The sequence below is a fragment of the Proteus sp. G2675 genome (genome assembly GCF_963886535.1).
In the GTDB taxonomy this organism is placed as follows: Bacteria; Pseudomonadota; Gammaproteobacteria; order Enterobacterales; family Enterobacteriaceae; genus Proteus; species Proteus mirabilis.
Window position 1 is genome coordinate 295,513 of record NZ_CAWPCB010000035.1, and the last position, 13,994, is coordinate 309,506.

Below are 13,994 nucleotides of genomic sequence, written 5' to 3' on the forward strand. Positions count from 1 at the left end.
AATGAGCGAAAAATTAATAGTGAAATGCCCAACATGCCGAACCGAGGTAATATGGGATGAAAGTAGCCCTTATCGTCCTTTTTGTTGTAAGCGTTGCCAGTTAATCGATTTAGGCGAATGGGCGGCTGAAGAGAAGCGAATTCCAAGTCAAAGCGAAAGCAATGACAGCGATGAATGGAGTGAAATGCCAGAGCAAGATCCTAAGCCGTTTAATTAAACGCCCACAGCATACTCATACAGCCACAACAATCATGAAGTGGCTGTATTGATTATTTTTGCAATAAGGCAACAATAGAGCGATTAGCTGGTGGAAAATCTTCAGCATTTAAGGACATAATAGGTATCCAGCGGGAAAGTTGCCCCTCTTTACCGTAAGGTTTATTTTCCCACTCTGTGACTAAAAAGAATGATAATGTAATATGCCTATCAATAAAATCATGCTCTACCGTTTCAAGCAACTGACATTGCGTCACATTAATACCTATTTCTTCTTGCAACTCACGGTATAATGCCTGCTCTGGCGTCTCTTTATCTTCTAGTTTTCCACCAGGAAACTCCCAATATCCTCCCATATGAGATGTCAAAGGGCGTTGGGTAATAAATACATTATTTTGCTTATCACAAATCACACCTGCAGCAATATGTAGTTTTTTTTTATCTATCATAAACAGCCTTATTAGATCATACGTTTCACTGACAAACTTCACCATTATACCGTAGATCCAATAGTATGAGGTTGATTTTCTTTCTTCACTATTCGGCATCTGCTCCCCCCTGATGAACGACCCGCAAAAGTTGGACTCTTTTCGTTTAAACTCAATCATCACTATTTATTAAGATAAATAAATAGTAAAAGTATAAATGCTTTTATATTTTATTTATTAAAATGAAATAATTATTCACAGAATGAATATTTTATATAATGAAATAAATAAATCACTGCCAACAAATGAAAAGTCACTTTTAACTTAATTAAATTTTTTCAAAACCGCTCTCAGTATTCTTCTTTTTTCTCTAAAAAACCTATTTTTTGGTTAATTGATTTTTTCTAACTGGTAATTTACATAGCAAAAATCACAACAAATACAATAACAATAAAAATTAAACAAATGATTTTATTTGTAGATAACGCTTATTCTCTCTAACAAAATCATACTGATTATTTTACGTTTATTGATAGTTAATACTAAAAAAAGGGAAAGTTTTACTTAAATCCATCAATTTTAAAAATATATTCAATTAAAGAGTAACTGGTATTTATTATTTTTAATTTCAATATAATAATAAAACATTATTTATTATCTATATATATTAAAGCCCTATTATTATATTTGAATTAATACCTTTATCTCGAGGTAAAATGAAAAAAAAAGTTGTTTTATTAACACTATTAAGCTGTTTTTCTACCAGTGGATTAAGCGCAAATGAAACAGGAAATTTAGGCTCAATCAGTGAATCAAGGCGTGCATTGCAAGATAGCCAACGTGAAATTAATCAATTAATAGAACAAAATCGCTATCAGCAACTGCAAGAAAAAGCGGTAAATATTTCACCTACCCCAACTTTAATTACTGAGTCAGAACACTGTTTGCCTATAAAAGGCGTTTATATTCAAGGTATTACTTTACTTACTGAGAAGGATCTCAATTCATTATCTCCATTACCAGATCAATGTATTAAGAGTGCTGATATTAATCGCCTCGTGAAAGAACTCACTCAGCGTTATCTTCAACATGGTTATATTACCGCACGTATCCAATTCTTACGTCCTAACCAACATGGCGAATTAGGTCTGTATGCTATTGAAGGGTTTGTTGAACGTATTGAAGGGGGTGATCGAGGTGTTAACACCACACTACTATTTCCTCGAATCAAAGGGCAACCATTAAAACTCGCTACACTCGATCAAGGCTTAGATCAAGCTAACCGTTTGCAATCAAATAAAGTCACAGTGGATATTCTTCCCGGTACCGAATTGGGGGGCTCTGTCATTAAGTTGTCTAATCAACGAAAATCACCTTGGCATCTCAATATCGCTAGTGACAATTATGGACAGAAAAATTCAGGCCGCTGGTTAATACGAACGAATGCTAGTTTAGATAGCCCATTAGGTTTATCTGATTTTGTAAGCTTAAATGCCAATATAACCACAGATAACCCGAATACCCGTTTTAATCGTGCTTATACTTTGCTCTATTCAATTCCTTATGGTGGTTTTACTTTTAGCTCTTTTGGTAGTTATTCGGAGTACCAATTTCACCAAAAATTACAAACACGTACTGTCAGCTTATATGGCGATACCACTCAAGTAGGTATTAGAGGCGATTATGCTTTTAGTCGTAGCCAAAAACAAATTGATACCTTAAATATTCAAGTCACTCATAAACGTATACGCAACTACTTTAGCCAAATTCGTTTAGATCTCAGTAGCCCTAAATTAACCACGATTGAATTAGGGATTAATCATTTGCAGATTATTCCAAATGGCGTATTGAGCACTAATTTAAGTGTTGAAAAAGCGGTCGGCTGGTTTGGCGCAGAGGAAACACCCTATATCGCTAACGGTAATGGTAACGACTATCGCTTTACAAAAGTTAAGCTATTTGCCAATTGGTATCAACGCTTTTCTCTATGGCATTCTACATTTTTATTCAATAGTACTTTTTTAGGCCAATACAGCCACGACACACTCCCCGGAGTTGAATGGCTAAGTTTAACAGACAAAAACGCTATTCGTGGTTTTGATCAAAGCACACTTTCTGGTGATAACGGTGGCTATTTACGCAATACCCTCTCCTATCCCTATCGACTTAACCACTTCTCTATCACACCTCGTATAGGGGTAGATATCGGTCAAGTAAAACAACATGGCAACTACAAAGGATGGCAAGGTGGTTACGGCCTAAGCTCCGGCTTAAATATTCAATATCAACAAGCACAACTCGACCTTGAAGTTGCAAAAGGCGAGTTACTGTATCACCAAACAAATTCCAATAAAACCAAAGATCCTACTCAACTACTGGTTAAATTTTCATACTTATTTTGATCTACATTCATAGCAACAAATGGAGATAACTCTATGAAATCAAAAAACTTTAAACTTTCACCCTCCGGGCGACTTGCTGCGTCTTTAGCAATAATTTTTGTCTCTCTTAATGCTTATGGCAATGGCATCGTGCCCGATGCAGGCCATCAAGGGCCGGATGTCTCTGCTGTTAATGGTGGTACGCAAGTGATTAATATAGTCACGCCAAATAACGAAGGGATTTCTCATAACCAATACCAAGACTTCAATGTTGGCAAGCCTGGGGCTGTATTTAATAACGCATTAGAAGGGGGACAATCTCAACTTGCGGGTCATTTAAACGCTAACAGCAATTTAAATGGTCAAGCTGCCTCTTTAATTTTGAATGAAGTTGTTAGCCGCAACCCATCATTCTTATTAGGTCAGCAAGAGGTCTTTGGTATCGCTGCTGAATATGTGCTTTCTAACCCAAATGGTATCACATGTGATGGTTGTGGTTTTATAAATACCAGCCGCTCTTCATTAGTTGTTGGTAATCCGCTCTTTGAAAATGGTCAGCTAAAAGGCTATAGCACCCTCAACAACACCAATTTACTATCGCTTGGTAAAAATGGCTTAAATACAACAGGGTTGTTAGACTTAATTGCTCCTCGTATTGATAGTAGAGGGAAAATCACTGCCGCTGAAATTTCAGCCTTTACTGGACAAAACACCTTCTCACAACATTTTGATATTCTCTCTTCACAAAAACCCGTTTCAGCATTAGATAGCTATTTCTTTGGTAGTATGCAATCGGGTCGTATCCGCATTATTAATACGGCTGAAGGTAGTGGAGTTAAATTAGCAGGTAAATTTACCGCAGATAACGACCTAAGTGTTAAAGCAGATAATATTCAAACAGATAGTCAAGTCCGTTATGACAGTTACGATAAAGATGGCAGTGAAAATTACCAAAACTATCGTGGCGGGATCACGGTTAATAATAGTGGCTCTAGTCAAACACTCACTAAAACCGAATTAAAAGGTAAAAACATCACATTAGTGGCGAGTAACCATAATCAAATCAAAGCCTCTGATTTAATGGGGGATGATATCACTTTACAAGGTGCTGATTTAACTATCGATGGTAAACAGCTACAGCAAAAAGAGACCGATATTGATAATCGCTGGTTCTACTCGTGGAAATACGATGTGACTAAAGAGAAAGAACAAATACAGCAAATTGGTAGCCAAATTGATGCTAAAAATAATGCAACATTAACCGCAACTAAAGGAGATGTTACCTTAGACGCGGCTAAAATTAATGCGGGGAATAACCTTGCAATTAATGCCAATAAAGATATCCATATCAATGGATTAGTTGAGAAAGAAAGTCGTAGTGAAAATGGCAATAAACGTAATCATACTTCTCGCTTAGAAAGTGGTAGTTGGAGTAATAGCCACCAAACTGAGACGTTAAAAGCCAGTGAATTAACGGCAGGTAAAGATCTTGGTTTAGATGCTCAAGGCTCAATAACGGCGCAAGGTGCTAAACTGCATGCGAATGAAAATGTGCTGGTCAATGCCAAAGATAATATTAATTTAAACGTCCAAAAAACCAATAATGATAAAACAGTCACCGATAATCATGTTATGTGGGGAGGTATTGGCGGTGGTCAGAATAAAAATAATAATAATCAACAACAAGTTAGTCATGCAACACAATTAACCGCTGATGGTCAATTGCTCCTTGCTGCAGATAACAATGTCAACATTACCGGTAGCCAAGTAAAAGGCAACCAAGGTGCTTTTGTTAAAACCACACAAGGTGATGTCGTCATTGATAATGCGATGAGTGAAACCATCAGTAAAATCGATGAACGCACAGGAACCGCGTTTAATATCACTAAAAGTTCACATAAAAATGAAACTAATAAACAAACATCTACAGGTAGTGAACTCATTTCCGATGCACAATTGACCGTTGTCAGTGGCAATGATGTTAATGTCATTGGTAGTTTGATCAAAAGCGCTGATAAATTAGGTATTCATTCTTTAGGTGATATCAACGTTAAATCAGCACAACAAGTCACTAAGATTGATGATGAAAAAACATCATTAGCCATTACTGGGCACGCCAAAGAAGTTGAAGACAAGCAATATAGTGCGGGCTTTCATATCACTCATACCACCAATAAAAATACTAGCACTGAAACAGAACAAGCTAACTCAACCATTAGTGGCGCCAATGTTGATCTGCAAGCGAATAAAGATGTGACTTTTGCGGGATCTGATCTAAAGACTACCGCAGGGAATGCCTCTATTACGGGTGATAATGTTGCCTTTGTTAGTACGGAAAATAAAAAACAAGCGGACAACACAGATACCACTATTTCAGGGGGTTTTAGCTACACAGGAGGTGTAGATAAAGTCGGTTCTAAAGCCGATTTTCAATATGACAAACAACATACACAAACAGAGGTAACAAAAAATAGAGGCAGCCAAACAGAGGTTGCAGGTGATTTGACTATTACCGCGAACAAAGATTTGCTTCACGAAGGGGCTTCTCACCATGTTGAGGGGCGTTATCAAGAGTCTGGTGAAAATATTCAGCACCTTGCCGTCAATGATAGTGAAACATCTAAAACTGACAGCTTAAATGTTGGTATCGATGTTGGCGTTAATCTTGATTATAGCGGTGTAACGAAGCCAGTTAAGAAGGCAATCGAAGATGGTGTTAACACAACCAAACCGGGTAACAATACCGATTTAACTAAAAAAGTTACAGCAAGAGATGCAATTGCTAATTTAGCTAACCTTAGCAATTTAGAGACCCCCAATGTCGGTGTTGAAGTTGGTATTAAAGGTGGTGGTAGTCAGAAATCACAAACCGATAGCCAACCCGTTTCAACCTCTATCAATGCAGGAAAAATCAACATTGATAGTAATAATAAGTTACATGATCAAGGTACTCACTATCAATCAACCCAAGAAGGTATTTCTCTCACAGCAAACACCCACACAAGCGAGGTCGCGCAAGATAAACATCAAACGACATTCCATGAAACAAAAGGCGGTGGACAAGTTGGTGTCAGTACCAAAACGGGCAGTGATATTACCGTTGCTATTAAAGGTGAAGGCCAAACAACTGATAACGCCTTAATGGAAACAAAGGCTAAAGGTAGCCAATTTACCTCAAATGGCGATATTTCGATTAATGTAGGTGAAGATGCCCATTATGAAGGTGCTCAATTTGATGCACAAAAGGGCAAAACAGTTATCAATGCGGGGGGTGATCTCACTCTTGCACAGGCGACTGATACTCATAGCGAAAGTCAATCTAATGTTAATGGTAGTGCAAATCTGAAAGTGGGCACCACGCCAGAGAGTAAAGACTATGGTGGAGGTTTCAATGCAGGGACTACTCATCACAGCAAAGAGCAGACTACCGCAAAAGTGGGTGCTATCACTGGCTCTCAAGGTATTGAATTAAACGCTGGGCATAACCTGACTTTACAAGGTACTCATTTAAGTAGCGAACAAGATATTGCATTAAATGCAACTAATAAAGTCGACCTACAATCAGCGAGCTCTGAGCGTACTGAAAAAGGCAATAATTTATCTGGAGGAGTACAAGCAGGTTTTGGTAAAAAAATGACCGATGATGCTTCATCTGTGAATGGTTTAGGTAGTGCCCAATTTGCTATTGGTAAACAAGATGAGAAAAGCGTATCTCGAGAAGGAGGAACGATTAATAACTCAGGAAACTTAACGATTAATGGCAATAGCGTCCATCTTCAAGGAGCACAAGTTAATAGTAAAGATACTCAGTTAACATCACAATCCGGTGATATCGAGATCACATCTGCGCAGTCTACTGATTATAAAAACAATTGGGGAACAGATATTGGCTTTAATGGCAAAAAAACCAATACCACCCCAAAAGAAGTTACAGAGGAGAAACCTGCTACCTCTATTCATAACATAGGGGGTAAATTACTGGTTAACGTGGAAGATCAACAAAAAACTAGCCACCAAAATGCAACCTTAGAAACAGGTACATTAACGATTAATAGTAATAAAGATCTGACACTATCTGGTGCTAATGTGACTGCTGATAGCGTTACGGGTAATGTCGGTGGTTCACTCAATATTGCTAGCCAAAAAGAGAGTGATCGCCATGTCACTGTTGGCGTCAATGTTGGCTATAACCACACCAACGATCCTAAATCAAGCCAAGTGAATAAAACGGCTAAAGCCGGAGGGTCATTATTAGAGAAAACCATCAAAGATACGATTGATTCAGGAATTAAATCATCAACCGATGCTATCTCTGATAAATATAACTCCCTCTCTTCAACTATTGCAGATAAAACAGGTATCAGTGATGAAACTAAAGCCAAAATTGATCAAGGTTTTGGTAAAGTTGGTAATGGTATTAAGAATATCGTAACAGGTGCTGAGGGTCATACTGCTAATGCAGATATCAAAGTCACTCATGTAGATAATGATGCTGTCACTAAAACCACCTCCTTAACTAGCAACAACGACCTATCATTAAATGTGAATGGCTCGACAAAACTCACCGGAGCAGAAATTGCGAGTCAACAAGGCCAAGTTGATTTAGGGGGAAGTAGCGTTAAATTAGAAAATATTGAAGGACATCATTATGAAGCCGGCGCTGATCTTGATCTGAAATCCTCTGTGGTGGATTTAGCAAAACAACTGGTAGGTGGAGATATTTCTTTTAAATCCCCCGTTAAAACGAATGAAACCGTCAATACAAAAGCATCTATTTCTGAAAAATAGTCGATACTTCATAAAAGAGTAACTGCCTATTTTTTGTAAGCTAAGCCCACTTGATTGTCATTATTACAAGTGGGCTTTTTATTATCGTACTTATGACATCTGCTCCCGATAAACTTACAATTCTTTAATATTTAAAATAAACCAAGAAAATATAACCCATTGAATATAAACAAAATAAAAGAAAACAAAATAATTATATAATCCTTGACCTTCCCCTAATGGTAAAGCTTAAGCTTTGTCCCATACCATATTTAAGAGGGAAAGTTTGATGAATACACCTACAACATTATCCTCAGCAAATAGGCTGAGCTTACCTGTAGAAGGTATGACATGTGCTTCATGTGTCGGACGTGTTGAACGAGCATTAAAGGCAGTACCTGAAATAAAAGATGCTGTCGTGAATCTTGCAACAGAACGTGCTGATATTACATTTAGCAGTACCCCCAATCCTGCACTTGCTGTAAGCGCGATTGAAAGCTCTGGCTATAAAGTTCCTGAAGAGATCACTGAATTGGCTATTGAAGAAATGACCTGCGCTTCCTGTGTCGGGCGTGTTGAGAAAGCATTAGCTCAAATTCCTGGTGTATTAGAAGCCACCGTGAATCTTGCCACTGAGCGTGCTCGTGTGCGTCATTTATCCGGCGTAGTATCTATTACTGATTTAGAAGTGGCGGTTGTCCATGCCGGTTATAAACCACGGCGGCTATCAGATAATCCAGCCAATACTCGTGATTTAAGTGAAGAGCGTCGTGAAAAAGAAGCCCGCTCGTTACGCCGAGCATTACTTATTGCCACTATCTTCACATTACCAGTGTTCGTTATTGAGATGGGCTCACATTTTATCCCCGGAGTCCATCATTGGGTAACGCAAACATTAGGGCAACAGCTCAACTGGTATATTCAATTTGTTCTTGCCACCATAGTGATGTTTGGCCCTGGCTTACGCTTTTTCAAAAAAGGAATACCCGCATTATTACGCGGTGCTCCTGATATGAACTCATTAGTATCAGTCGGTACAGTAGCCGCTTATGGGTATTCTGTCGTTTCAACCTTTATACCCCAAGTCTTACCTGCAGGTACGGCAAATATCTATTTTGAGGCTGCTGTCGTGATTGTTACCTTGATCTTATTAGGGCGAAATCTTGAGGCAAAAGCCAAAGGAAATACCTCACAAGCGATTAAGCGTTTAGTGGGTCTTCAAGCCAAAACAGCACGTGTTTCACGTCATGGTGAAATACTAGAAATTCCATTAGATCAAGTTATGATGGGCGATATCGTTGTTGTTCGTCCTGGTGAAAAAATCCCTGTTGATGGTGAGGTTGTAGAAGGCCATTCTTATGTTGATGAGAGCATGATAACCGGTGAACCCGTTCCTGTAGCAAAAGAGATAGGGGCTGAGGTTGTCGGTGGCACCATCAATAAAACAGGCGCTTTTAGTTTTAAAGTGACCAAAGTGGGTGCCAATACGATACTCGCACAAATTATTCGCTTAGTTGAGGAAGCTCAAGGTTCAAAATTACCAATCCAAGCGCTTGTTGATAAAGTTACCATGTGGTTTGTGCCCGCAGTAATGATAGGTGCAACGATCACATTCTTTATTTGGCTCGCATTTGGTCCTGAGCCTGCACTAACCTTTGCGCTCATCAATGCTGTTGCGGTACTCATTATTGCTTGTCCGTGTGCAATGGGATTAGCAACACCAACATCAATTATGGTTGGCACAGGACGAGCTGCTGAATTAGGAATACTTTTCCGTAAAGGTGAAGCTTTGCAAGCCTTACGTGATGTTAGTGTGGTCGCACTCGACAAAACTGGTACATTGACAAAAGGCCGCCCTGAGCTAACTGATCTGATCCCAGCAGAAAAGTTTGAATATAACGAGATATTAAGTCTTGTCGCTTCAATTGAAACTTATTCAGAACACCCTATTGCACAAGCAATTGTTAATGCAGCAAACGAGGCAAAATTAACGCTTGCTAGCGTCGATAATTTTGAAGCTATTCCTGGTTTTGGTGTTAGTGCAACAGTTGATGGAAGGTCTGTCTCTGTGGGTGCCGACCGCTTTATGAAACAGCTTGGGTTAGATGTCAGTCAGTTCGCTTCATCCGCTCAAAAATTAGGTGAGCAAGGTAAAACACCACTGTATACCGCCATTGATGGCCGTCTTGCTGCGATTATTGCCGTTGCAGATCCAATAAAAGAAACAACACCTGAAGCTATTAAAGCATTACATGCATTAGGTTTGAAAGTAGCAATGATCACAGGTGATAACAAAGCAACAGCAAAAGCAATAGCAAAACAACTTGGTATTGATGAAATAGTTGCAGAAGTCCTTCCTGATGGAAAAGTTGCAGCATTAAAACAACTTAGTCAGAAAGGAGATAAAGTTGCATTTGTCGGAGATGGTATCAATGATGCCCCAGCGCTTGCACAAGCTGATGTAGGATTGGCAATTGGTACAGGAACTGACGTTGCCATTGAAGCTGCTGACGTAGTACTAATGTCAGGTGATTTACGCGGTGTTGTTGATGCGATTGCACTTAGCCAAGCAACCATTCGTAATATCAAACAAAACTTATTCTGGGCATTTGCTTATAACGCATTATTAATCCCTGTCGCTGCGGGTATGCTTTATCCTATCAATGGCATGTTACTTTCGCCTATATTCGCTGCCGCAGCAATGGCGCTTTCTAGTGTATTTGTTTTAGGAAATGCACTACGACTAAAACGTTTTCAAGCGCCCATGAAAACACATTAAACATAAATTATCTTTATTGCCAGATCCGAAAAAGATCTGGCTCATGCTGATAAAGCAATTATCTCTACTTAGAAGAAAAGCGCTTTATTATCAGATAAGGAGAATAAGATGAATATTGGTCAAGCTGCAAAAAAATCCGGTATTTCAAGTAAAATGATCCGATATTATGAGCAAATTGGTTTAATACCTAAGGCAATTCGTACTGACGGAGGTTATCGCGATTACAATGATAGCGATGTAGATTGTTTTCGCTTTATCCGCCATTCACGTGCTCTTGGTTTTTCAACAGAGCAAATATCAACATTATTAGTTTTATGGAATAACAGAGAACGGACAAGTGCTGATGTAAAAGCTATTGCCCTTTCTCATATCGATGAATTAAACCGTAAAATAGCGCAATTGCAACGAATGACGCAAACATTATCGCATTTAGCACAAGAGTGCCAAGGTGATAATAATCCTGATTGCCCAATTATTGCTAAGCTAGTCGAACCCCAAACAGGGACAGAACATTAAACAACAAAAAAACAACCTTTATTACCTCCACTCTCCTATTTTATGGTTTTTTATCATGGATAAAAAAAGCCCACCTTTATTCGAAGGTGGGCTTTCTATTTTTAAAATGGTGTTACATTCTTACCCATATAATAAGCAATAAGTAATTAACCTAATTTACCGTGACAATGCTTATATTTTTTACCTGAACCACAAGGGCAAGGTTCGTTACGACCCACTTTTTTGCCTGATGCCACTTGGCCATCAACGGCTGACATTTGTGATTCTTTTGTCACTTCATGGCTAAGTTGTTGCTGTTTAGCTAAACGCTCCGCCTCTTCACGACGACGACGCTCTAACTCTTCAACTTCTTCAGGTAAACGAACTTGTACTTTACTTAATGTGCTGATCACTTCATATTTCAGTGATTCCAACATATTAGCGAACATAGCAAAAGATTCACGTTTGTACTCTTGTTTTGGATCTTTTTGTGCATAACCACGTAAATGGATACCTTGACGCAGATAATCCATCGCCGCTAAGTGCTCTTTCCACAGTGAATCCAGTGTTTGTAACATGACACCTTTTTCAAAGTTACGCATCATTTCAGCACTGACAATCTCTTCTTTTGCTTTATAGACTTCGATTGATTTTTCTAAAATGCGTTCGCGCAGTGTTTCTTCGTGTAGTTCAGGCTCTTTATCTAACCACTCTTTGATAGGTAAATTTAAATCAAAGTCATTTTGCAGACAGGCCGTTAAACCTTCAATATCCCACATCTCTTCTAGTGATTGAGGTGGAATATAGTTATCAATCATCGAAGTAAACACATCTTGGCGAATACTGTCGATAGTTTCACTGACATCAGCAACATCTAACAACTCATTACGTTGAGTATAAATAGCTCGACGCTGATCATTGGCTACATCATCATACTCAAGTAATTGTTTACGAATATCGAAGTTACGGTTTTCTACTTTACGTTGTGCATTAGCAATCGCTTTAGTTACCCATGGATGCTCAATAGCTTCTGTTTCGTTCATTCCCAGTTTACGCATCATGCCTGATACTTTATCAGAGGCAAAAATACGCATTAAGGAGTCTTCCATTGACAGATAGAAACGAGAAGACCCCTCATCCCCTTGACGCCCCGCACGACCACGTAACTGGTTATCGATACGACGTGATTCATGGCGTTCAGTACCAATAATATGTAAACCACCAGAAGCTAATACCGCATCATGGCGTTTTTGCCATTGTGCTTTGATCTCTTCAATTTGCTCTTCTGTTGGATTTTCCAGCTTCGCAACTTCAGTTTGCCAACTTCCCCCTAATACGATATCGGTACCACGACCAGCCATATTAGTTGCGATAGTCACCGCTGATGGTAACCCCGCATTAGCAATGATATCTGCTTCCATAGCATGGAATTTGGCATTCAGGACATTATGATGAATATTCGCTTTTGTAAGTGCTTGGGAGATCTCTTCAGATTTTTCAATCGAGATGGTCCCCACCAGTACCGGCTGTCCATTTTTAGTACGTTCACGAATATCTTCAATAATCGCGGCAAATTTACCTTTTTCATTCATATAAACTAAATCAGGTAAATCTTTACGGACCATTGGGCGGTTAGTTGGAATAACGATAGTTTCTAAACGGTAGATAGAGTTAAATTCAAAAGCTTCGGTATCTGCAGTACCGGTCATCCCCGCTAATTTCTCATATAAACGGAAATAGTTCTGGAATGTAATGGACGCTAATGTTTGGTTCTCATTTTGGATCTTCACGCCTTCTTTTGCTTCTACCGCTTGGTGTAGACCATCCGACCAACGACGACCTTGCATGGTACGACCGGTATGTTCGTCAACAATGATAACTTCGCCATCTTTAACAATGTAATCAACATCTTTTGTAAATAATGCATGGGCACGTAAGGCTGCCGTTACATGGTGCATAAGCATGATGTTAGCAGGTGAGTAAAGTGACTCGCCCTCTTTCATCATACCTGCTTCGGCTAATAACCCTTCAATTTTAACTAAGCCACGCTCAGTAATATTCACTTGACGCGTTTTTTCGTCGACAGAGTAATCCCCTTCTCCTTGGAAGGTATCTGAATCTTCTTTTTCTTGAGGCACTAAATGAGGAATAACTTTATTCATTTTAATATAAAGTTCAGAGCTATCCTCAGCAGGCCCTGAAATAATCAGTGGAGTACGAGCTTCATCAATTAAAATGGAGTCAACCTCATCCACTAATGCATAGTGTAATTTACGTTGGACACGCTCTTCAGGGCTAAACGCCATATTGTCACGCAAATAGTCGAAACCAAATTCGTTATTTGTACCGTAAGTGATATCTGCGTTATAAGCTTCACGTTTTGCTGGTGGTGCCATATTAGGGAGGTTGATACCAACACTTAACCCTAAGAATTCAAATAGTGGGCGGTTATTTTCCGCATCCCGTTGCGCCAAATAGTCATTGACGGTAACAACGTGCACCCCTTTACCTGATAGCGCATTTAAATAAGCAGGCAGTGTTGCAGTTAAGGTTTTACCTTCCCCTGTACGCATCTCTGCGATACAGCGATCATTTAATACCATACCGCCAATAAGCTGTACGTCAAAGTGACGCATACCAAAAACACGTTTACTCGCTTCACGTACAGTGGCAAAAGCTTCAGGTAAAATATCCTCTTCTTTTTCACCTTTTTTTAAACGCTCACGAAATTCATCTGTTTTGGCTTTCAATTCATCGTCGGTTAATTTTTCAAATTCTGGCTCTAGTTGATTGATTTGAGCAACCACTTTACGCATACGACGAATAGCGCGTTCATTACGACTACCAAAAATTTTGGTTACAATTTTACCTAACATAACTCTTTATTCTCATTTATGGCGTAAATACGCCGAATACAGCCTCTATGTT

7 protein-coding genes are annotated in these 13,994 nt (G+C 39.0%); 5 read left to right on the forward strand and 2 right to left on the reverse strand.

Going from position 1 to position 13,994, the window contains the following annotated elements; translation table 11 throughout:
* Position 1 precedes the first annotated feature (1 nt).
* On the forward strand, positions 2-217 hold the full coding sequence (gene yacG, locus AACQ49_RS10535; protein WP_004244091.1) for a DNA gyrase inhibitor YacG: 216 nt from the start codon (positions 2-4) through the stop codon (positions 215-217).
* 52 nt (positions 218-269) lie between these two features.
* Here the strand turns inward: yacG and mutT are convergent, their stop codons facing one another.
* Positions 270-665 carry an 8-oxo-dGTP diphosphatase MutT gene (mutT, locus tag AACQ49_RS10540; RefSeq protein WP_012368230.1) on the reverse strand — a complete coding sequence of 132 codons (396 nt, stop codon included), beginning with the start codon at positions 663-665 and terminating at the stop codon, positions 270-272.
* 695 nt (positions 666-1,360) lie between these two features.
* Between mutT and hpmB the strand changes: the two genes are divergently transcribed.
* The 4 genes from hpmB (at position 1,361) to cueR (ending at position 11,087) form a co-directional block, all read left to right on the forward strand.
* On the forward strand, positions 1,361-3,046 hold the full coding sequence (gene hpmB / locus AACQ49_RS10545; protein WP_017827186.1) for a hemolysin secretion/activation protein HpmB: 1,686 nt from the start codon (positions 1,361-1,363) through the stop codon (positions 3,044-3,046).
* Between the two features lie 33 nt (positions 3,047-3,079).
* On the forward strand, positions 3,080-7,813 hold the full coding sequence (gene hpmA, locus AACQ49_RS10550; RefSeq protein ID WP_161779038.1) for a calcium-independent hemolysin HpmA: 4,734 nt from the start codon (positions 3,080-3,082) through the stop codon (positions 7,811-7,813).
* A gap of 268 nt (positions 7,814-8,081) precedes the next feature.
* Positions 8,082-10,571 carry a heavy metal translocating P-type ATPase gene (locus tag AACQ49_RS10555; protein ID WP_049199982.1) on the forward strand — a complete coding sequence of 830 codons (2,490 nt, stop codon included), beginning with the start codon at positions 8,082-8,084 and terminating at the stop codon, positions 10,569-10,571.
* 108 nt (positions 10,572-10,679) lie between these two features.
* Complete coding sequence (gene cueR, locus AACQ49_RS10560; protein WP_004250349.1) at positions 10,680-11,087, forward strand: Cu(I)-responsive transcriptional regulator; 408 nt, start codon at positions 10,680-10,682, stop codon at positions 11,085-11,087.
* Between the two features lie 146 nt (positions 11,088-11,233).
* On the opposite strand, the gene secA is transcribed toward cueR, so the two are convergent.
* Positions 11,234-13,942, reverse strand: coding sequence for a preprotein translocase subunit SecA (secA, locus tag AACQ49_RS10565; protein ID WP_004244101.1), 2,709 nt, complete (start codon positions 13,940-13,942; stop codon positions 11,234-11,236).
* Between the last annotated feature and the right edge of the window lie 52 nt (positions 13,943-13,994).

What these genes read in the sequence shown, in the direction of transcription:
- mutT (WP_012368230.1), bottom strand. Translation starts at nt 665, where the DNA reads ATGATAGATAAAAAAAAACTACATATTGCTGCAGGTGTGATTTGTGAT.
- yacG (WP_004244091.1), top strand. Translation starts at nt 2, where the DNA reads ATGAGCGAAAAATTAATAGTGAAATGCCCAACATGCCGAACCGAGGTA.
- secA (WP_004244101.1), bottom strand. Translation starts at nt 13,942, where the DNA reads ATGTTAGGTAAAATTGTAACCAAAATTTTTGGTAGTCGTAATGAACGC.
- hpmB (WP_017827186.1), top strand. Translation starts at nt 1,361, where the DNA reads ATGAAAAAAAAAGTTGTTTTATTAACACTATTAAGCTGTTTTTCTACC.
- hpmA (WP_161779038.1), top strand. Translation starts at nt 3,080, where the DNA reads ATGAAATCAAAAAACTTTAAACTTTCACCCTCCGGGCGACTTGCTGCG.
- cueR (WP_004250349.1), top strand. Translation starts at nt 10,680, where the DNA reads ATGAATATTGGTCAAGCTGCAAAAAAATCCGGTATTTCAAGTAAAATG.
- AACQ49_RS10555 (WP_049199982.1), top strand. Translation starts at nt 8,082, where the DNA reads ATGAATACACCTACAACATTATCCTCAGCAAATAGGCTGAGCTTACCT.